Raw genomic sequence first — 21,224 nt, 5'->3', positions numbered from 1 at the left:
TTATTCCTCTTCGCCTGATACTGATAGATTAATCCCATCGACTTCAATATTAATGGCTGTAATTCCTAAGATTATCGGTTTATAGATAACTTTATTTTTTGCTTCACGGTAGGCAGCAAACTCTGCAATAACACCGATATATTTAGTTTCTGCAGCAAGAGGAAATACTTCTTGACGTGTTTCTCCTGGTAAAATGCTTTCTAATTGACGAGCAAGTAATAACTCTGCTTTTAAGACACCCTGCTCATCATTATAAATTTGAATAAAATCTGCCTGTGAAAACGCTTGACTATCAGTTAACTGATATACACGTAATTCTAACGGTGAAGGCTTTCCTTCTACATTAGGGTTGATATTTGAAGCAGCTTTTATATTAAGTACAACTTGAGGAGTAAATTCTTCACCACTAAAACTACAACCTGATAGTAACAAAACAACAATAGATGACATTAACCACTTTCTCATTTGTTGCCTCGTTCTAGGTTACGCTGCAGACGGATTGCATCATGAAAATAAGCATGAAATTTAATTTGCCAATCTTTGTTTTCAACTTGTCGAGTAAAATAACGCTTATACATATCCCAATATTTTGGTACACCACTAAAAAAACTTGGTCTTGAAATCTCATCAAACATATCTTCCATTGCATGAGGTGAAATATCTGACAACAAACGGGTTAACGCCATTTCTAGGGCTCTATTCATATGTAGCTGCGTTCGTTCTTCACTTTTTTGATCAACTATAAATGCGTATTTATCATCTGCGCTTTCTTGTATTGAGGCTTTACCTTCCTTTGATTCTAAAGGTAAATTTAATTGAAGCTCTGAACCTGAAAATGGGTCATCATCTAATGCCACAAAGCTTAAATTTACTTCTTTATGTTCTTGTACTTTTTTTATATCTTCGATATTAAACGGGTTATCACCAATAATATTGCAATCAGAAAACGCAAAATCTAATTCCGGTTCTTTATGAACAAAACTTGAAGAAAACGAAGGCTCAACTTCAGAGATATTAAAAGGGTCACCTCCTAATGAGAAGTCTTCAGATAACGTTGAAAAATCCTGTATCTGGGCTTGTTCAGGAACAAAACAAGACACCAATAAGCGATAACGACCGATATCAAGAATATCTCCATCATTTAATGCTGTTTGATTACTTAAACCAAGCGGTTTATCTGAACCATTAATAAATAAACCATTAGTACTATCATCGATGATTTGATAACCACGAGATGTTTTTTTAATGATGGCATGAGAGGCTGAGACCTCTCGAATAGCATCACTTAATTGAATAGAAGCACCAAAAGCACGACCGATACTTCCTCCTTCTTCAGGAAGTAGTTTATTCCACTCAGAGATACTTTCTCCGTCTGGCGAGCTAATTATTCTTATCGATATAGGCATATTATTTACCCTTACATTGTTGTATCGAACGGTTAAATTCAGTTAAGAACCGTAGGAATTTTTTAACAAATAATTTCGAAAAATAGATCCAATTGATGTTGATTTCTTTCATTAAGGAAATCTTCTTCAACTCCTATTGCAATAAAAGACGCTGCAGGTAAACCTACAGCCTGAATTTCATACCAAAATAGGTGTTTATTATCTAAGATCACGGTAACCATTGACCCCTTATGTAAGATGAGATTAATTTATTTGTTATAATTAACGTCAGAACACTTATTTAAATGATCTGGCGAATAGCTTATTTAATATCGATTTGAAATTTATTGCCATTCACTGTAAGTAATACTTCACTAATTGGCTGTGATTGACTCATTCTCACGATGCATTGATTCGCTAGCTCTGGCATTAATTGACGATTAATTAATTGTTCAATTGCACGGGCTCCCGTTTCTGGTGATTGATTCATACTCACTAACAGTTCAATAACTTGAGTGTCGTAATCAAACGTCGCGTTATAATGTTGCTTAATTCGTTTTTCAATGCGGCGTAAAGACAATTGAGCAATCTTACTCATCTCTTCATCATTCAGTGGGAAATAAGGCACTATTGTTGTTCGACCTAAGAAGGCAGGTTTAAAGAAATTCTGCAGCTCAGGGAAGATAGCTTTGGTTAATATTGAGATAGAAGGACGGCCATCAGCACATCCATTAACTACCGCACTATCGGCTGCATTAGATGTCATAATGATGATGGTATTACGGAAATCAACTTCACGACCTTCACTGTCTGAAATAGAGCCTTTATCAAAAATTTGATAGAAGATATCATGAACACCAGGGTGCGCTTTTTCCATCTCATCCAATAATAAAACGGAATATGGATTTTTACGTACAGCTTCTGTTAATACACCACCTTTACCGTACCCGACATAACCGGCAGGAGAGCCAAGAAGCGTAGATACTTTATGTTCTTCCTTAAATTCAGTCATGTTAATTGTGGTTATGTTACGCTTACCACCATAAAGCAGATCTGTTAACGCTAATGCTGTTTCTGTTTTACCAACACCACTTGGGCCACACATCAAGAACACGCCGACAGGCTTACGAAGATCAGTCAATCCTGCACGAGACATACGGATCGCTTTAGAGATCTCCGCAATAGGAGCTATTTGACCAATAACTCGCTCACCAATATGCTTTTCAAGATGCATTAAATGTTCAACTTCTTCTTTTAACATATTCCCGACAGGGATTCCTGTCCATAAAGAGATCACTTCCGCTATGGTTTGTTCGTTCACTTGAGGAAGCACTAAAGGTTGATCATCTTGTATTGCATGCAACTCTGTCATCTTTATCGCTAAAAGGAATTTATCTTCATTTTCTGATAAATCATCACCATTTAGAAACTGTTCATCTAGTTTTGTTTGCAGAACAATGATCTCCTCTACCAAGGTTTTTTCTTGCTCCCAACACTTACCTATTTCTTGATGCTGTTCTTGTAGATCAATTAAACGTTGTTGAACTTGCTCTAAACGATCATCATCAATTGACCATAATGCAGCTTCATGATTCAAGGTTGTGATTTCATTTTCAACATAGCAGATTTGCTCAGCTACTGCTTCTAACTGCCGAGGGGGAGCACTTTGGCTTAACCCAATTCGAGAACAAGCTGTATCTAATAAGCTTATCGCTTTATCCGGTAATTTTCGTTCCGGTAAATAGCGAATAGATAATGAAACTGCGGCATTAATTGCCTCTTGCATTACTTTTACATTATGGTGTTTCTCTAAACATGTCTTTACACCGCTGAGCATGTGTATTGCATCACCTTCACTAGGTTCACCAATCGATACGACTTGAAAGCGACGACTTAAGGCGGCATCTGATTCAAAATACTGCTTATACTCAGCCCATGTTGTGGCTGCAATAGAACGAAATTCACCACGAGCCAACGCGGGTTTTAAGATATTCGCGGCATCATTTTGACCAGCTGCACCACCCGCTCCAATTAAAGTATGCGCTTCATCAATAAACACAATAATTGGTGTTGCTGATTGTTTAATTTCATTAATCACATCTTTAAGGCGGTTCTCAAACTCACCTTTAATACTTGCTCCTGCTTGAAGTAGTGATAAATCTAAATTGCGTAATTCTACGTTTTTTAATGCCGGTGGCACGTTACCGTCTACAATTTGTTGTGCTAAGCCTTCTACAATAGCAGTTTTACCCACTCCCGGATCACCAACTAAAATTGGACTATTTTGACGGCGACGACACAAGATATCGATGGCTTTTCTGATCTCATTACCACGCCCAGAGATTGGGTCTAAATCACCATTCCGTGCCGCTTGAGTTAAATTTTGTGAGTACTTATCAAGAGCAGGAGTACTCATGTTGCCTTCCATACCTTGGTTTTTACCACATAACATAGAAGTTGATGAAAGATGACTTGATGCCGTCTTAGTAATCGATTGACGATTTAGCCATTCAGACGACAAACTTTTTATCCAGGTAGATAACGCACCGTTATATGCCCCCTGTTCAATTCTTTGTTTTAATACAATTAGTACATGAAATTCATTCATCGATAGTTGAGCGTGATTAAGAGAACCAATCATCCAAGCGTCTTTTAATAATTCAACTAATTGGGGTGACAATGACGGTGCAGAGTCATTGCCACGAGGTAAACTAGACAAGTGGTTATTAAGTTGCTCAAGAATACTTTCGCTTGCCATTCCAGTTTGCTCAACCGCTTTTTGCCAACCCACAGTCGGCTGTTGCAATAATTGGACAAACCAATGCTCAAATTCAATTGAAAAATGACCACGCTGAACACATTCTCCTGCTGCGGCTTCAAGTGAAGCCTTCATCCCCGGGGTTAATCTTTTTACTAGACTTTGTAATTCAATATTTATCATAATTAATTAACTTGTTGTTAGTAGCATTTCAACATGCTGTTGCTTGTTTAAACGACTGTTCATCCAGGCTGATTGACCTACTTTTAAGCCTTTGTCTGCATTACTAGTTAGTTGAACTCTTGGCAAATATCGGCTATCCACTTTCATGTAAAGCTTATATTTAATGTTAATTCCCATGTAACTTCGTACTAAATGCTCAATGGCACTAATCATTTTTCTATCACTACGAATCTTAATATAGTGACTATAATTTCGTGGACACACTTTAATATGTAACTTTTGGCCAACCATAGGTGCACTTTTTCCAACGAGTGCTCCCATACCTAACTGCCTATTCTGTCCTATTTTACCTAACTGCGTTAATGTACAAGGCGTTAAAGGTTGGTACTCTAACTCACTTGTTTTTATCACAAACTCAGCATCAAAATAGTCTTCTAACAATAACTTGAGCGCAAACGGACAAGTTAATTTCAAACCCAATAAACCGGTATATTGAATTAAATCCTGTTTTGGAATCGCACTATTATTTTCACCAAGACCACATAAGCTCGATAGCATGGTTGTCAATGATTGCTGGTGAAGGTTCCATGTAAAGGTTTCTTCCTCAGCTTGACTACTTAAGTCATGCTTCAACTCTGCTTGGCAATACAAACGAAAATAGCGGTTGTTAAATACATCAAAGAAATCAACTGGTGCTTCATCACCCAAATCAAATTGAGCACTCAATACCTGACGATACATTTGCCTTGGTATCGTTCCTTTACAACCCGACAAAGCTGCTAAAGGCGTCTTGATTACATAATTACCAATATTATTTCGGTATACTTCAGTAACTTGAGTTTGGTAATACGCAGGCAGTTGCTCTGCGCTAAAAGCTATATTCGGACGAACTCCATTATGCTCAGCTTGATGCTTAAATAGCTGCCACGCTTTATCTAACTCAACATCTTGTTGATTATTATTTAAACGTACTACAACAAAATTTTGCATCCAGATCTCCTTGGAAAGGCCATATAAAGCTCATCTTGTCCCTTCAACTTAATATTTACCTGAGTAAAACTATTAAACCCTGCAAAATACGCAAAGAAGCGTTCAAGAATATGGCCAAACAAGCAGATCCCTCCATTCACATTAGTAGGATCAAGAGTGATTGTTATCTTCGTTCCGTAAGCAAAACATGTTTTTCCTGATATTCGAATTGGAGCGACTACTTGTTCTTGCTCTATTGTCGTTACAGATTCGATATAAGCGTAATTTTGTGGGTTTTGATTATGATTATATAAATCAAATACATTTTTTAATGTTTCAACAGGATCATCTGAGCCTAAAATAGAATGGTAATTAAAATGTAAATGACACAGTAAAGTCCATACATTTTTATTGGTTTCTTTACTACGCATAGGTAATGATGGTCGACGTAATAACTGGATATCTGCTGGAATAGTTAATGATTCACGACATTCAATTTCACTTAATAATGATAAATGGCTCGTTACCATGCCATCAGTCACCGTTGCATTCACTAACCAAGTTTGAGATTCACTTTCTGCACTAATATGCTCCAGATCAGCTACTTTTAATGCACTTTCTAACAAACCATTTTCATGTAGAGTCTGCACTAACTGCCAACGCAACCCTGATTCACTACCATTAAATTTTTCACCATAAATTTGAGCTATTTTGGTAGGTTCTACTTGTGTAACATCCATAACTTCATCAACTGAAAATAGCTCTAAATTATGCCCTTGATTTGCATCAAGTATTATTGGGTATTGTTTCTTAAAAAAATCAACGTCAAGCGGATCTGAAACCATTTGATGTAAATTCACTATCGGTGTGGTAAATAGTGAAAAACGTTCGGCAGATAAGCTTCTAGCAAAATCTACACTTAATTCATCAATAAATATTTGAAGTTTAAATTGATGACTATCGATCTGCTTTAATACATCACCAAAATTAAAATGAAAACCATTAAATCGCTCTGAAAACATAAAGAATTCAGTTAACAACTTAAAGCCACCAAAGCTCGCCGCTTGATAAGGAAGAATCGTATCATTAACCTCAAAACCAACAGGCTTCATTGCATTTCTACTTAGCTCATAGCTTTTACCTTGTGCTGAGACACAAATTTGAGATGTACCTTGTGATAAAAGATCAAACAATCGCAATGCAAAGTTGGTTTCACCTTTAAAATGAAGCTTTAATGATTCAATCAATAATTCAGAAAGTACAACGGTATCATCCACCGTAGAGATCGATATTTCTATCAAAGCATTTGATTGTTCTGCACCTTTTGGTTTTTCTAACTCAAATGGAGCAAAAGAAACGTTAACTCTTTCTATTTTTAAAGGGTAAAGGGCTACCTCTTCTGTTGTACGAAATATGGCACTATTGATCTGTTCATCACGCACTTCAAACTCTGTTCCTGACGGAATATGGTGAGTGGCATTGGTATCATTATTAACCACAAAATCAAGCAAGCTATACGAAGGAATTGGACGTAAGTAATGAGGAAAAAGTAAACGAATAAGACTTTCAGTAAATTCAGGAAAAGAATCGTCTAAACGCTGTTGTAATCTACCATTCAAAAAAGCCACGCTTTCAATTAAACGGGAAATTTGAGGATCATCAATACTGTCTTTTCTTATGCCGAGTGCTTCTGTAGCTCCCGGATGACGAGCTGAAAAATACGACGCTTCCTCTCGAATAAAGCGCAGTTCTTGTTCAAAATATGTCAGTAATGTATCAGACAAAATTTGATTTCCTTACATCCAATATGTTTCGACTTAGATCCAAAAAGGAATTCAATACAATGGCTTCTTCGCCTTGGTCAGATAACATCGTCGCAGAAATACGAAACTGTAATTGATTTTTTGATTTTTCTTTTTCTTCTACTTCTATCAAGACATCAATTAACCTAGGTTCATAGCAACGGATCAAATGAGTAATATCAACAATAATCACATCACTATTCGATTTACTCTGTGCACGAGTCATATTACGTAATCCAGAATAGGCAATCGTATCAGCCAATTCATCTGATGATTCTAACGTTGGCCAAATTGGAGCTCGACTTGAAATAAGATCACAAATATTATCAATAATCGCATCACGCACCGCATCCACATCATTAGTCCAAGATTGAGTTAACTTCGCCATTAAGCTCATGCAGACCCTCCCACTGCTTGATCAGGCATAGAAGTTGTTAATAATACTTGAGCATCCATCATTTCATATTGATACTGAGGCTGAAGCATGATTTCGCATAAATAACGAGTGCTGTCTTGGCTATCTTCTTTGATACGTACTTCACTCGCTTTTAATGGATAACGAGCCATCACTGAATCTTCACCATAATCGACTTCACTAATATAAGATTTTAACCAGTTCTCTAAACCACGTTTGCAATCTTCCATGCTATCGTAACGGCCGATTTGATCTCGGAGCTGAGCTTTAATATAGTGCCCGAAACGACATGCCATTAAGTTAGTTTGTAACGTCCCCAACATTTGGAGTTCTTCTGTTGATGCTTTCCAAACCGATTGATTACTAAAGAATCCTTTTTGTTCCGTTAAATACAAACTACTTAGTGGAACAAAACCTTGTTCTGCCCAAAAACCATCATCCTCATTATAAATATCAACTTTAGCGGTAAGTGATAAATCATGTTGAATGATCGCTCCATATGTACCTGTTTCATTATATGAACGCAAAAAACCAAACCAACTAATGCGTTCAAATTCTTGAATAACATTTCCTGCAAGTAAATACGCACTGTTTCCCCAAAGCGCATTATCACGATAATTACTTTCAGTAAAAATAAACCCCGCAGCATAATTTTGATAAGGACGACGTTGTAAATACTCAGGTAAAACCAAATGCAAAAAACGAGAAGAGGCTTTATCTCTTAATAATTGCCATGAAAGAAAATCACGACTATCTAAAATTCGTTTTACTCTCACGTTATCATGTAGTTGGCGATTAGGATCATCACCGAAGAAAAACTCATCAACCCCTAGCACCACTGGACATAACGAGCGCTCCGCAAGCTCTGATAATAGTTGCAAAGTATAAAGGTCATCATGGTCTTCATCTTCACCATAATCAGACGTAATTTTATGATCAATAACAACAAGACCAAAAGGGGTCCCACCTCCAGTATCAAATTCATTGGCGTATAATCTTTTAAATAGAGCAGTCTGCTTTATTTCAAACGAGTAATTTAGATCATCTGACACCATGCTCCAACTTAGATCTAATATTTTAACTTTAACTCTTCGCGATGAGACTTGTTTTTCTGTCAATAACTGAAGATCAAGCCAACTTGCTTCCAGTTTTTTAAAGTGTTTGTCTTGCATAACTGTTGAAAGTTGTTCGCTAATCACACGATCTAAATTAGCGATTAGTTTAGTAATCAATACTTTAAATTGAGCAGTTTTGCCTTTTTGAGAGAGTGATAATAATTCCTCCCAAGGTAAGCATATTAACTCTGATTGCATCGTTATTGATTGATTGATTGTATTCATTAACTATCCAATTCAAAACAGTTCGGAGGGAGATCCCCCCCGAATATGATTAACTAGGAATATTTGCAACCATACGTAATGATGTGCTTAATTCTTCCATTTGAAGCCAAGGGCGTAAATATGCTACAGCAGAATACGCACCAGGGCGGCCAGCTTGCTCTTCAACTGTCACTTTTGCTTCAACTAATGGATGGCGGGCTTTCGATTCATTACCAATCGCATTTGGATTAACGTCTTTGTGGATCCAAGCATTTAGATCTTTCTCGACATCTTTAGGATCGATGTTTGAGCCAATGAGATCTCGACCCATTACTTTTAAGCATTGAGCGATACGGCTACTTGCCATTGTGTATGGTAAACGAGCTGAAATAGCTGCATTTGCCATTGCATCAGGGTCAAGGCTCCCCCTTGGTTTATGAGCCGTTTGCGCTCCCATAAATACGGCATAATTTGTATTTTTATAGTGTACCAATGGAAGGAAACCAAGTTCACTTAGCTCTTTTTCACGCTCATCAGTTAAATTAACTTCAGTTGGGCATTGTTGCAGCAAATCACCTGCATCTGAGTAATAAGCAAAGCTTGGTAAGCTCTCAACTTTGCCGCCGCTCTCAGTACCACGAACCGCAGTACACCAACCAAATTCAGTGAATGACCGCGTTAGTAATAAACCGAATTCATACGCCGCATTACTCCAGACAAAGTCTTCATCTGAACCTACAATTTGTTGGCCATTATCACGTGTTTTCAATTCTTCAAAATCAAATGATTTAACCAGTACTGTTTGTGCACCGTAAGGCTGACGTGCGATGGTTTTAGGCAGAGTTAATGCCACATAACGAGAGTCGTCACTTGCACGGAAAGCGTTCCAACTAACATAAGCTGGAGAATCAAAACCTGCTGCGACAGGCTTACCATCTGAGAAAGTTGCATAAGTAGTGAAATCAAACATGCTTGCACTTGCTGCTGCAATAAATGGTGCATGAGAAGCGGAGGCTACTTCACCCATATAGCGTAATAAAGCAACATCTTCGTCACCATAACCAAACTCATAGTCACCAATCAAAGCGCCATAAGGTTGACCACCAGCAGTACCAAACTCTTCTTGGTAAACCATATTAAAGAAACGACTACGATCGATTGCTGGAGCATCTTCAAATTGTTCTAACAGTTCATCTTTAGTGTAATCTGCTAATTTAATTTTAAGGTCAGCCCCAAGATCGCTATTTTTAACTAGCTTTTGTAAACCAAGCCAAGTACCTTCTAATTTCTGAAAATCACGGTTCTGCATAACAGATGAAAGTTGTTCAGAAATTTTAGTATCAATTGCATTAATCGCTTTTTCGATAGTAAGAGTTAAATTTTTATCCCACGTAACCGTACCATCAAGTACTTGCGAAGTCAGAATACTCAGAAGCTCTTTTGTTGTATCAACAGGTGTTTGAGCTGTAGCGGTAATCGCACGATCAAGAATACTGATTGTTATCCCCGCTTCTATAGTACCTTCTGGTGTTATTTGCTGCTCTGTAGACATTATTCAGCTCCTTCGTTATTCAGACCCAATTCTTGCGCTAAACCTTGAATTGCATCTGTACTTTGTAGGATTTCTTTTAGTAATCGCTCAAGATCTCTAGAACGATCCGCTTTACTTAATAGCACTTTAAGTTGATTACGAGTTTCTACTAACTTCTTCAATGGATCTATTTGTTCTACCACGCTCTCAGGATGAAAATCTTTCATTGAGCTGAAATTCATATTCACTTCAAATTGGCTTTCATCACTCGCTAATTTATTATCAACTTTATAAGAGAGCGTTGGGGCGACTTGACCCATTACCATATCGAAATTATCTTTATCAATACTTGTAAATTCGCGCTCTTCTAAATCAACTTTTTCTGATTCTGATTTATGTCCAGAAAAATCGCCAATAACACCAACAACAAATGGTAATTCTTTGGTTTCTACCGCGCCGTTTGTTTCAACATCATAAGTAATACTTACACGGTTTTTACTAACACGCTTATGTTGTGAATTCAAAGCCATAGCTGTGCCCTCGTTTATAAATTAAATAGCAAGAGTTAAGTACCTCATTACGAGGTACTTAATTATAAAAATTACTGAGCGCCAGACAATAACTTACCTTGAGGTAGGTTATAACTAACGATGCCGCCATCTTTAATTTCACCACCATCTAATTCGTAATTGTGCTTCTGTGCGATCTCAACATAAGACAGTGCAATATTCTCTTGTGGTTGAGAGCCGTCAGTGCCCGCAACGTTATAAGAAACAAGACGTGCTTTAGATAATTTCACTTGGAAATACAATTTAGCACCAGAACCATCGGCCTCAGGTTTAGTAAATGCAATCTCTACTGTTTTACCTTCTTTACCTGGATTAAATAAGTAAGAAAGTAAGTCTTCAGATGCTCCATCCACTTGCTTGCTCAGGTTAATTTCACTCAATGCAACCATGCCACCATCAGCATTATTGCCATTACCGATATCCATAGCTACATTACGTACCCCCCCCCCAAGCATAAGAAGACAGTGCAAACCAACCTGCTCCCTCTAGACCTTCAACTGTAGCGCCACCTTTAACATCAACACTCTCAATACGCATGTAAATACTAGCCATTTTTTCGTTCCTTATCTTAAGTTCATAATATATTCACCAACGAAGCGCTGTAGGCCTCGAAGATGACTCATCTTCATTTTGTTTTAGTTCAGTATCATTAATAGATACTTGAGCTACTTTAGCTTCAATGTTTACAGGCTCTGAAAAAGAAGAACTCTCAGTAAACGTTAAAGTCTTTTCAATGACACAAGGAGGTATACCGACTTCTGGCAGAAGAATCTGTTCAGAGTGGTTTAATCCTGATGCATTAAAAATCTTATTAACATTATCTCCATCCTGTTCAACCATCATTTCTTGTAATAGCTCAGGTAGAGATAAGTACCCCCAACGAATCGCTTTTTCTAGTAAAAAAGAAACAGGGCTATGTGGCTCACTCTGACGGAAATAACTAGATACTTCTCGAAGTAAATGAAAAGCTAAATCACGATTCATACTATTTGCTAAACCTACTTGCGAGAGGTTATCTGCTGTTAGTCTCAGCGGTATAGATGAATCACTCGCTTGAGAAACAGCTTCTACTAATAGAACATTTTCTCCACAAGTCTCAGTATTTACCGATTGGTTAATTAAACGTTGCTTTTCTTTATGACTTGTACTCGTCACTTTAACTTCAGCTTTCATTCCCGATAACTGCTGCAATGCATTGTTATATTTAGTAAACAACGTTTTCACAAAATTAAAGTTCGGAGCGTTAACACCTGCGATTTGAGCATACGTTTTAGTAATAGTGATTAAACGTTCAATTTGAAAAAGACAATCGGCCACACTTTCTAATCGTTGTCGAACACCATTACGATCAAAAGTAATTAATGATGTCGCCTGTTGTTCGAGTTGGCTTAATTCGCCTTTACGCTCTGCACTTTGAAAATCATAAAATGTAACGTGACCAACAAGCGGCAGCAGTAACAAAGGTGTATACAATAAACTGCTTTCCTCACTATCGCCGAGTAACTGAAAAAACGCTTTCACTTTCGCGCCGTATTGCTCAACTAAACGTCCTGTATCCGAATCACCTTTTAACTTTTCTTCAGGCAATACAGGATTAATGGAATCCCATTGTTCTGCCAATAACTCAGCAAACCAATTCATTGAATATGCAACGCTGCTAAGTGAGTTATCAAGTAAAATTTGAGAAGTAATAAACCACCCAATTAACTCAATATCTCTCGTCACATTTTCAAAAGTAGTCATTAAGCTAGTAGATAACACTTGCCAATTTTCATAATTCTCATCTTGTAAAGATTCCAACTCTTGGCTGCTTGGGTTCTGGCTAAGTTTACGTAAAGATGTTTGAGCGACATTAAACTCATTACGCAGAGGACGAAATGCCCCTTTATCTAATTTTAAATAAACTCCGCAAATCAAATCCTCGGCAATAGGAGTTTGAAACTCTAAAATATTTTTTTGTGTAAACCTCATTTATCCTCCAAACAATACATCAGTAAATTCGATGAATAAGATCTCATTATAAATATAATAAACTTATAAGTTTGTTAACGTACAATCGAAAATATTACAATTACAATTACAATTACAATTACAATTACAATTAATTTTTATATAAAAATTAAAGTATAAAAATCGATCTAACATGCAGTATGTGAGCTATTTAATTTTAAACAAAATTCACACTAATATTAATCTATATATATGAAAGAAATACTGCCAATAAGCAACCCATGTAAATAAACAATACAACTAGGGTATCTTTTAATAAAAAGACAAGAGATCTCGAACCAGTAATTAATATAATATGCATCAGTTATTAATATAAGAATTTATTAATTATCTCTATAAAATTTTAGTACGATAAATTAACCACCAATCAGCACTGTTGGCATTCCCATAATTATTGTTCCACCATGCGCAGTCATATCTCCCATACGAGCTGCTGGTTTATTATTAATTAATACTGTTGCACTGCCTTTAATTATACTGTCAGGCGGCCCTATGCAAATACACATCTGCCCTAAAGTAGCCGCAGGTAAACTACCAATCAGGACAGTTGTAGGAAAAGGTAATAAAGGGCCTCCTACATGTGGAATAGGTACAACGACAGGCGTTTGCATTGGACACATATGCATATCGGTTGCTCTAGCTGCTGGTAACATTCTATTCTCCTAAATATCGCCATTTCCACCTTTAGCGATATCCAAACCAATATCTATAAAGTGTTGATAACGTTCTATTGCTAACTGCCCTTCAGGTAAAACAGCGCTTAAATTAATACAACCGGCAACCGCTTGGGCGTATAAATACTGCGGAGGAGGAACGATTGGATCACTAGGTCTTGTAATACTTCCCCCACTCCAAAATGCAGATTGAGCAGCCCAACCAGCACCAGAATCAAGGCCAGCTTTAAGTGCCATCGCTTCTGCAAATCGACGATTAGTTTCATCAGGGGCATTTACCCATGCTTTTGTTGCACGAATTGCATCCCATTCTTGAGGATTCCAATCGTCTCGGTTATTTGTACAACAATATGCCCACCAAACGGATTATCGGACAGGAAGTGCGTGTGCTAAATAACAAACGACATCTGCATATAATGATCGCTCTAATGCTACTTGGATCAATACATAAGGTGTCATCGTATCCTCTGCTAATTGAGATAAATCATCATTAGCAGAATAAAGCGCTAAAATATCGAGGGCTTTTTTGTATGGAATCTTTAATAATTTCATTAATTTACCTTTGTGATTGAACAATAGGCGCCTACGGCGCAAATCAAAAGGACTCAACCTCTTCCATTGTTGCCAATAAATCGTTTATCCTATCGCCATGCACGCATATAAACCCCTGAAACAATTATTTAATAGTCAAAATAACTGGCTTAAATTTCTTCATAATAACAAAGCTAACCTAAGAGCGGTCGTGATTGAAAATGTCACAAAGATGCTGTCCTGTGGGACAGCGGCTTTTGGCTCTCGCGAATATCATTGTTGCAACCCTGACTGTACCCATATCAAATATATTCACCAAACCTGTAAATCTCGAGCGTGCAGTAGCTGTGGCATGAAAGCCACAGAGCGATGGATACAAAAGCAACAACATGTCTTCCCTGAATGCGAATATCAACACATCACCTTTACCCTTCCAAACACGCTATGGCCTATCTTTCGTCATAACCGTTGGCTGTTAAATAAATTATTCAAATGTGCTGCAAACATTCTGCTGGGATGGGCAAAAGATAAAGGAATAGATGTCGGTATCTTTTGTGCTCTTCATACTTACGGTCGAAAACTGAATTGGAATACGCACTTACATTTATCGGTCACTCGTGGGGGAATTTGTGAACGTACCGGTTTATGGAAACCCATTTACTTCCAAATGAAAACGACAGAGCCTTGTTGGAGAGCGGCTATCGTCAGTTTATTGGGTAAGGCTTATTATGAGCTTGATTTATCAAGCGAAGAATGCCCCTATATCCGTAATAAAACGGATTGGTCACGCTTTTTAAGCAGTCAATATAATCGTCGTTGGAAGCTTCATTTTGCTAAAAAGACAAATAATGTAAAACCGACGATGAACTATCTTGGTCGGTATTTAAAACGGCCCCCGATTTCAGCGTCACGTTTAAGTCATTACGCCAAAGGCGGAATGATAACGTTTAATTATTTAGACCATCGAACAGGAACAACAGACAGCCTAACATTATCACCAGAAGAGATGATAAGACGGATAGTAGAGCACTATCCTGATAAACATTTCAAGATGATCCGATACTACGGTTTTTTATCAATGCGTCGTCGTGGAGAAGCTCTGCCTAGAGTTTATGCAGCTTTAGGTATGACAATAGAAGCTGAGCCGAAAATGCCAGGGTATGCCGCAATGTTAAAAGGATATGTAAAAGTAGATCCGTACGAATGTATTTTATGTGAAAGTCGTCTGGTGTTTACGAATTTCCGAGTCGGAAATTCGGTCAATGATTTAGTCACCCATGCGATAGTTCAGTCAGAATTGAGGGCAGCATAATAAGGTTTGTAGGATAAGTGTATCTAAAACTCATGAAATAGGGCTAAAACAGTTATAAAATCCCCGATAATTATATTTTCGATACCTTTTAAAAAAACAGCGATGGTGAAATTGGCTTTTTTAGACGGGCCAATGCTAACTCAGCAACATTCAAATTCCTTACCTTAAATATAGCGACTGGTATTAAAGCAACCGTATAAGAGTTCATGCCATGACTTGATCCCATTAACCATAATAAGATCATTCCAGCAAACGTAATGTAAACCATGATCGCTTTCGGTGTTTTTAAGAATTTACCTTTAATGTCTAGATTCATTACCGTCTGTTTTGCAGGGTATAAGTAGGTAATTAAAAACCATGCTAATGCCATCATGACGATAACAAATGGCACACCAAACACCATCCACTCACCAAAGGTAATTAAATTATCTCCAACTAAATATTTTAGCGCTATCGCATTAGGTGGTGTCCCGATAGGAGTTCCAATACCACCAATATTCGCCGCAATTGGAATACATAATGCAAAAGCGATACGACCTGGGTCTTTAGGTCCAAATACAGCAATGACAGGCGTTAAGATAGATAACATCATTGCGGTAGTTGCCGTGTTAGACATGAACATGGAGAAAATACCGGTAATCAACATTAGTCCAAGCATGACAAACTTTGGGTCTTTCCCAAACGGCTTCAACAATACTCTGGCTAAGTTAACATCTAAACGGTATTTCGTAGCGGCCATTGCCAGAAAAAATCCACCTAAAAACAACATGATAATTGGACTAGCAAACGTGGCCATGATGTCGGTGTAATTAAGAAGCTCGCCAAATTGTGGCGCATCTTGATTCAATTTGAATATGAAAAGGCCTTTATCCGATACCATTAACAGTTCTAAAACAATGATCACAACGGAAGTGGCATAAATAGGGATTGGTTCAAATACCCAACATAATGCAGCGAGTAAGAAAATAGCGATCACCCGTTGCTGAATAACTGTCATGCCTTCAAAAGGAAAAGCAGACAATGGCATCAAAAGGATGATAAGGGGGATAATTGTTGGGATTAAATACTTCATGTATTGACGCATAACACTACCGACTTCCATAGAACAATAAATGGTGATGACTATTATTATCTACTTGAGCGAGCGTTCCGTATGACGTGCTAGATCAATCATTATTTCGAAATAAGAATAAATATGAAATTTTGTGACAGTGGTATCATAAAAAAGAGCCGCATTTCTGCCGCTCTCATCTATTTATTTCTGATTATAATGTCTTTAATTATTAAGACTCTTTCTCAGCTTTTGGCTTTTTACGCTTATCGGTAACAGCCCATTTCCCATCAAGATATAACGCCGTCCAACCTGATGGCTTACCATCAGTTTCAGTACGAACGTAATTTTCTTTAGTCTTACGGCTAAAACGAATTACGGCTGGTTTACCGTCTGGATCGTGCGTTGGCGCTTCCGTTAAGTACACAAACTTAGGCGATAAACGATCTTTAAAGCGAACTAACTCTTCCACTAATGGCGCTCGTGTTTCACGCGATTTAGGGAAGGTACTTGCCGCTAAGAATAACCCAGATGCACCATCACGCAACACAAAGTACGCATCAGATTTTTCACATTCCAATTCAGGAAGGTGTACTGGATCTTCTTTTGGTGGCGCAACATCGCCATTTCTTAGGATCTTACGTGTGTTTTTACACGTCTCACTCGTACAATCCATGTATTTACCAAAGCGACCGTTCTTAAGTTCCATATCAGAACCACATTTGTCACACTCAACAATGGGTCCATCATAGCCTTTAAGTTGGAACTCACCTTTCTCAACAATATAACCATCACAGTTCGGGTTATTACCACAAACATGCAGTTTACGATCTTGATCGATTAGGTAAGGATCCATTGCTGTTTCACACTTAGGACAACGTTTTTTGGCTCGTAATGCGGCCGTTTCTACGTCTTCTTCAAGAACATTAATAATGCCCTCTTCATTACCTAAGTTAATCGTTTTCTTACAGCGCTCTTTTGGCGGTAATGCGTAACCTGAACAACCAAGGAATACCCCAGTTGATGCAGTACGAATACCCATGTTACGGTCACACGTCGGACATTTAATATCAGTTTCTACGATATTATTTGGTGACATGCCGCCTTCTGATTCATCAAGCTCAGCTTTTGCTATATCGTCAGTGAAGTCTTGGAAGAACGCATTTAGCACTTCTTTCCAATCTTTGCTGCCTTCAGCAATCTTATCCAAATTGCCTTCCATACGAGCAGTAAAATCGTAATCCATCAAATCATCAAACGATTGATTTAGACGGTCAGTAACAATTTCGCCCATTTTTTCTGCATAGAAACGACGGCTTTCAACACGAACGTAGCCACGGTCTTGAATCGTTGAGATGATTGATGCGTAAGTCGATGGACGACCAATGCCTTTTTTCTCAAGTTCTTTAACCAATGCGGCTTCTGTGAAACGCGCTGGTGGCTTAGTAAAGTGTTGTTTCGGATCAAGCTGTTCTAGTTTTAGCTTATCGCCAAGTTGAACGGCAGGAAGCAATTGATCTTCATTTTTACCCATTGGACGTTGCACGCGAGTCCAACCATCAAACTTAAGGATACGACCTTTCGCTTTTAAGGTGAATTCATCGGCTTTTACGCTCAATGTGGTTGAATCATATTGTGCTGGCGTCATTTGACATGACACAAATTGATTCCAAATTAGGTTGTAAAGTTTATGAGCGTCGGCTTCCATACCTTGCAGGTCATCTACTTTCACATCCACACTTGAAGGGCGAATCGCTTCGTGAGCTTCTTGTGCGCCTTCTTTGCTTCCATAAATAATTGGAGCAGCCGGTAAATAGCTCTCGCCATACTCAGAACCAATAAACTCACGTAACGTCTCTACAGCTTCTTTACTTAAGTTAGTTGAGTCAGTACGCATATAAGTGATGTAACCGCCCTCATAGAGGCGCTGAGCTAGCATCATGGTCTTTTTCACACCGTAACCTAAGCGTGTACTTGCTGCTTGTTGCAGTGTTGACGTGATATAAGGTGCCGATGGCTTACTTTTCGTTGGGCGGTCTTCACGTTTACAAACTTCGTATTCCGCTTTTTCAAGAATACTTACCGCTGATTCTGTATCCGCTTGATTCAGTGGTTTAAATACCGAACCATTACGCTGTGCAACTTGCAGACGGAAATTTTCTTTTCCAGACGTCAGTGTATCTGCATGAATATCCCAGAACTCTTCAGGAATAAAGGCATTGATTTCACGCTCACGCTCAACCAAAACTTTCACGGCAACGGATTGAACACGACCCGCAGACAAACCACGAGCCACTTTTTTCCACAATAGCGGAGAAGCCATGAAGCCTACAACACGATCTAAGAAACGACGTGCTTGCTGTGCGTTAACCCCTGGCATACTTAGTTCGCCTGGAGTTTCAAACGCTTGTTGAATCGCATTTTTTGTAATTTCGTTAAAAACTACTCGTTTATAGCGTGAATCATCACCACCGATGATCTCGCGAAGGTGCCACGCAATAGCTTCCCCTTCACGGTCTAAATCGGTTGCGAGATAGATAGTGTCTGCATTTTCAGCCAGTTTTTGTAATTCTGCTACGACTTTTTCTTTGCCAGGAAGAATTTGGTAATTCGCCGCCCAATCGTTATATGGGTCAATCCCCATTTTATTGATCAGATTCTTCTTGTCTCTTTCTTTCTTAATGCGTGCTTTATCTTCAACACTCATACCTTTGGTTGACGCTGCCGCCGTTTTCTTTCCGGTGCTTGTCGAACCCATAGGCAAATCACGAACGTGACCTACACTGGATTTTACGATGAAGTCTTTGCCAAGGTATTTGTTAATAGTTTTAGCTTTGGCTGGTGACTCCACGATAACTAGAGATTTACCCATAATGTCTCACTAACGCCCTCGTGCTGAAATACAAAACTGTCGAAAATAATATTATCCACAGCTATAAATTGAGATTTTATCTATATATTACTATTGAGGGTGTATGCCATCACGTCAACCACTTTTTTTACAATTGATGTTAACCGCTCGCACTTTGGACAGTTGTTAAAGGAATGTAATGGACAATTACTTTGCTCAATATATACAATCATAACGCTGCGCACCTATTAGCATTTACTGACAAATAGCTCAAAAATATTGGTCCAATACCTTGCGGTTGCTCACAATAAAGTTCGATTTCCTCACTCTTTTTAATTTTATCTACGATGATGTACATCAATTGTGATTTCGGTAAATTCAGCTTAAAATCCCTCTTTTATATCATTAATAATGAGTGACTTATGAGCGTGAAAAAATCCATTTCTGAGGCTGATTTACTGTTAATCGCCAATCAAATCATTCAAGATCACGAAAATTACCTCGAAGGTATGCGTGCAACTGGCGTTGAAGAAAAAGAAGAAGTACTCGTATTTAAAGGCGAGTATTTTTTATCAGACCAAGGCTTACCAACAGAAAAAACCACCGCTGTTTTTAATATGTTTAAATATTTAGCTCACCAATTATCAAAAGAATTTACCATTAAATAATGTCGATAAATTTGGCAATAAAAAAGGCTGAATGATTCAGCCTTTTTTCGTTAATTACTACCGCTTAAAAATTTAAACAATCGGTCGTTGACCAATATTAATCATTCGCATGAAGACATTTTCAGCTGACTGCCCTGCGATGCCCGCAATTTTTGCACCCAACTTTTTCTTCTGCACATAATGAATCGCTAATACTTCACGATCTTTACATGCTTGAGTTACATAATCATCAGATGTTTGTATCGCATCAATGAGACCTAACTCTAGCGCTTGCTTTCCAAACCAATGCTCACCAGTCGCCACTTTTTCAAGATCAAGATCGGCACGATGTTCATGAATGAAGTCTTTAAATAACACGTGTGTTTCTTCCAACTCCAATTGAAACTTCTCACGTGCTTTATCGCTGTTTTCACCAAACATAGTTAACGTACGTTTGTATTCACCTGCGGTCAGTTGTTCAAATTCAATATCATTTCTTTTCAACAACTTACTAAAGTTAGGCAATTGCGCCACAACCCCAATAGAACCCACAATCGCGAACGGTGCAGCAATGATTTTCTCACCGATACACGCCATCATATAACCGCCTGAAGCGGCAACTTTATCCACTGAAATAGTCAGCGTAATATTCGCATCACGTAGACGATCTAATTGTGATGAAGCAAGGCCATAACCATGAACCATCCCCCCACCACTTTCAAGACGAAGAAGCACTTCATCCCCTTCTACGGCAATCGCTAAAATTGCTGACACTTCTTCACGAAGGCCCGCAACTTCTTTTGCATCGATGCTGCCTTTAAAATCTAAAACAAATAAACGAGCATCACGCTTAAGCTCTAATGTTCCCGCTTTAGCGGCTTGTTTTATTTCTTTCTGTTTTGCTTTCTCGGCTTCTTTATCCGCTTTTTTTTCTGCTTTATCACGCGCTTTTAATTCTGCGTCATCAAACAAATGATATTCTAAATCGGCCACCGTCTCTTTATATTGCTCAGTCAGATTAGTGACTTCTAGTTCACCTTTTGCGCCAGTCGATTTTCCACTAACGGCTTTAGCTGCCACCAAGATGGCAATAATAGAAACAACCACTGTTGCTATCTTTGCTAAAAAGAGACCGTAATCAAACAAAAATTCCAATGTAATACCCTCTTAACTATGTTTCGTGTATTGTACCTAACTTAACCCTAAGTTAATTCATC

The 21,224-nt window shown here is 38.1% G+C and carries 16 protein-coding genes and 3 pseudogenes; 2 read left to right on the top strand and 17 right to left on the bottom strand.

What is annotated here, in order from left to right; genetic code table 11:
- The 14 genes and pseudogenes from tssJ to VSAL_RS06355 form a co-directional block, all read right to left on the bottom strand.
- Nucleotides 1–465 carry a type VI secretion system lipoprotein TssJ gene (tssJ, locus tag VSAL_RS06415; RefSeq protein ID WP_012549921.1) on the bottom strand — a complete coding sequence of 155 codons (465 nt, stop codon included), beginning with the start codon at nucleotides 463–465 and terminating at the stop codon, nucleotides 1–3.
- Complete coding sequence (locus tag VSAL_RS06410; protein ID WP_012549920.1) at nucleotides 462–1,406, bottom strand: type VI secretion system-associated FHA domain protein; 945 nt, start codon at nucleotides 1,404–1,406, stop codon at nucleotides 462–464. Before VSAL_RS06410 ends, tssJ begins: the two co-directional genes overlap by 4 nt.
- A gap of 62 nt (nucleotides 1,407–1,468) precedes the next feature.
- Entirely contained in the window at nucleotides 1,469–1,627 is a 159-nt protein-coding gene (locus VSAL_RS23510) for a hypothetical protein (protein WP_012549919.1), read from the bottom strand.
- An 80-nt stretch (nucleotides 1,628–1,707) separates the two neighbouring features.
- A complete protein-coding gene (tssH, locus tag VSAL_RS06405; RefSeq protein WP_012549918.1) occupies nucleotides 1,708–4,326 on the bottom strand; it encodes a type VI secretion system ATPase TssH in 2,619 nt (872 codons plus the stop codon).
- A 6-nt stretch (nucleotides 4,327–4,332) separates the two neighbouring features.
- Nucleotides 4,333–5,316 (bottom strand): type VI secretion system baseplate subunit TssG, encoded by a 984-nt coding sequence (locus VSAL_RS06400; protein ID WP_012549917.1) that lies wholly within the window; start codon nucleotides 5,314–5,316, stop codon nucleotides 4,333–4,335.
- Nucleotides 5,298–7,079 (bottom strand): type VI secretion system baseplate subunit TssF, encoded by a 1,782-nt coding sequence (gene tssF / locus VSAL_RS06395; RefSeq protein WP_012549916.1) that lies wholly within the window; start codon nucleotides 7,077–7,079, stop codon nucleotides 5,298–5,300. The genes VSAL_RS06400 and tssF overlap by 19 nt, the downstream gene beginning before the upstream one ends.
- Nucleotides 7,072–7,494, bottom strand: coding sequence for a GPW/gp25 family protein (locus VSAL_RS06390; RefSeq protein ID WP_012549915.1), 423 nt, complete (start codon nucleotides 7,492–7,494; stop codon nucleotides 7,072–7,074). The genes tssF and VSAL_RS06390 overlap by 8 nt, the downstream gene beginning before the upstream one ends.
- Entirely contained in the window at nucleotides 7,491–8,852 is a 1,362-nt protein-coding gene (locus VSAL_RS06385; RefSeq protein WP_012549914.1) for a type VI secretion system contractile sheath domain-containing protein, read from the bottom strand. Before VSAL_RS06385 ends, VSAL_RS06390 begins: the two co-directional genes overlap by 4 nt.
- A 49-nt stretch (nucleotides 8,853–8,901) precedes the next feature.
- Complete coding sequence (tssC, locus tag VSAL_RS06380; protein WP_012549913.1) at nucleotides 8,902–10,383, bottom strand: type VI secretion system contractile sheath large subunit; 1,482 nt, start codon at nucleotides 10,381–10,383, stop codon at nucleotides 8,902–8,904.
- Nucleotides 10,383–10,892, bottom strand: coding sequence for a type VI secretion system contractile sheath small subunit (gene tssB, locus VSAL_RS06375; RefSeq protein ID WP_012549912.1), 510 nt, complete (start codon nucleotides 10,890–10,892; stop codon nucleotides 10,383–10,385). The genes tssC and tssB overlap by 1 nt, the downstream gene beginning before the upstream one ends.
- A 71-nt stretch (nucleotides 10,893–10,963) precedes the next feature.
- Nucleotides 10,964–11,483, bottom strand: a pseudogene (locus tag VSAL_RS06370) (Hcp family type VI secretion system effector).
- Between the two features lie 33 nt (nucleotides 11,484–11,516).
- Nucleotides 11,517–12,902 carry a type VI secretion system protein TssA gene (locus tag VSAL_RS06365; protein ID WP_012549910.1) on the bottom strand — a complete coding sequence of 462 codons (1,386 nt, stop codon included), beginning with the start codon at nucleotides 12,900–12,902 and terminating at the stop codon, nucleotides 11,517–11,519.
- A gap of 395 nt (nucleotides 12,903–13,297) precedes the next feature.
- Nucleotides 13,298–13,594 (bottom strand): PAAR domain-containing protein, encoded by a 297-nt coding sequence (locus VSAL_RS06360; protein WP_012549909.1) that lies wholly within the window; start codon nucleotides 13,592–13,594, stop codon nucleotides 13,298–13,300.
- 9 nt (nucleotides 13,595–13,603) lie between these two features.
- Nucleotides 13,604–14,167 (bottom strand): annotated as a pseudogene (locus tag VSAL_RS06355) (DUF6931 family protein).
- A gap of 97 nt (nucleotides 14,168–14,264) precedes the next feature.
- Here VSAL_RS06355 and VSAL_RS06350 point away from each other — a divergent pair.
- Nucleotides 14,265–15,458: an IS91-like element ISVsa9 family transposase gene (locus VSAL_RS06350; RefSeq protein ID WP_012548955.1), complete on the top strand. Its 1,194-nt coding sequence runs from the start codon at nucleotides 14,265–14,267 to the stop codon at nucleotides 15,456–15,458.
- A gap of 151 nt (nucleotides 15,459–15,609) precedes the next feature.
- On the opposite strand, the pseudogene VSAL_RS06345 reads toward VSAL_RS06350, so the two are convergent.
- Nucleotides 15,610–16,542: pseudogene (locus VSAL_RS06345) on the bottom strand (SLC13 family permease); the annotation flags it as partial.
- A 199-nt stretch (nucleotides 16,543–16,741) separates the two neighbouring features.
- Nucleotides 16,742–19,381: a type I DNA topoisomerase gene (gene topA / locus VSAL_RS06340; RefSeq protein ID WP_012549908.1), complete on the bottom strand. Its 2,640-nt coding sequence runs from the start codon at nucleotides 19,379–19,381 to the stop codon at nucleotides 16,742–16,744.
- A gap of 401 nt (nucleotides 19,382–19,782) precedes the next feature.
- Between topA and VSAL_RS06335 the strand changes: the two genes are divergently transcribed.
- On the top strand, nucleotides 19,783–20,028 hold the full coding sequence (locus VSAL_RS06335) for a YciN family protein (protein ID WP_012549906.1): 246 nt from the start codon (nucleotides 19,783–19,785) through the stop codon (nucleotides 20,026–20,028).
- 72 nt (nucleotides 20,029–20,100) lie between these two features.
- Here the strand turns inward: VSAL_RS06335 and sohB are convergent, their stop codons facing one another.
- The gene (gene sohB / locus VSAL_RS06330; protein ID WP_012549905.1) at nucleotides 20,101–21,162 is read right to left on the bottom strand and encodes a protease SohB; all 1,062 of its coding nucleotides are present in this window, start codon (nucleotides 21,160–21,162) and stop codon (nucleotides 20,101–20,103) included.
- Between the last annotated feature and the right edge of the window lie 62 nt (nucleotides 21,163–21,224).

This window comes from Aliivibrio salmonicida LFI1238, assembly GCF_000196495.1.
Lineage (GTDB): Bacteria > Pseudomonadota > Gammaproteobacteria > Enterobacterales > Vibrionaceae > Aliivibrio > Aliivibrio salmonicida.
The sequence above is the reverse complement of the archived record's forward strand: the minus strand, read 5'-3'. Positions and strand labels throughout refer to the sequence as shown.

Bases quoted from the DNA above. Each gene is read 5' to 3' on its own strand.
- VSAL_RS06350 (WP_012548955.1), top strand. From the start codon at position 14,265: ATGCACGCATATAAACCCCTGAAACAATTATTTAATAGTCAAAATAAC.
- tssJ (WP_012549921.1), bottom strand. From the start codon at position 465: ATGAGAAAGTGGTTAATGTCATCTATTGTTGTTTTGTTACTATCAGGT.
- VSAL_RS06385 (WP_012549914.1), bottom strand. From the start codon at position 8,852: ATGAATACAATCAATCAATCAATAACGATGCAATCAGAGTTAATATGC.
- VSAL_RS06360 (WP_012549909.1), bottom strand. From the start codon at position 13,594: ATGTTACCAGCAGCTAGAGCAACCGATATGCATATGTGTCCAATGCAA.
- tssB (WP_012549912.1), bottom strand. From the start codon at position 10,892: ATGGCTTTGAATTCACAACATAAGCGTGTTAGTAAAAACCGTGTAAGT.
- VSAL_RS06390 (WP_012549915.1), bottom strand. From the start codon at position 7,494: ATGAGCTTAATGGCGAAGTTAACTCAATCTTGGACTAATGATGTGGAT.
- VSAL_RS06335 (WP_012549906.1), top strand. From the start codon at position 19,783: ATGAGCGTGAAAAAATCCATTTCTGAGGCTGATTTACTGTTAATCGCC.
- VSAL_RS23510 (WP_012549919.1), bottom strand. From the start codon at position 1,627: ATGGTTACCGTGATCTTAGATAATAAACACCTATTTTGGTATGAAATT.
- tssC (WP_012549913.1), bottom strand. From the start codon at position 10,383: ATGTCTACAGAGCAGCAAATAACACCAGAAGGTACTATAGAAGCGGGG.
- VSAL_RS06365 (WP_012549910.1), bottom strand. From the start codon at position 12,902: ATGAGGTTTACACAAAAAAATATTTTAGAGTTTCAAACTCCTATTGCC.
- VSAL_RS06410 (WP_012549920.1), bottom strand. From the start codon at position 1,406: ATGCCTATATCGATAAGAATAATTAGCTCGCCAGACGGAGAAAGTATC.
- VSAL_RS06400 (WP_012549917.1), bottom strand. From the start codon at position 5,316: ATGCAAAATTTTGTTGTAGTACGTTTAAATAATAATCAACAAGATGTT.
- tssH (WP_012549918.1), bottom strand. From the start codon at position 4,326: ATGATAAATATTGAATTACAAAGTCTAGTAAAAAGATTAACCCCGGGG.
- topA (WP_012549908.1), bottom strand. From the start codon at position 19,381: ATGGGTAAATCTCTAGTTATCGTGGAGTCACCAGCCAAAGCTAAAACT.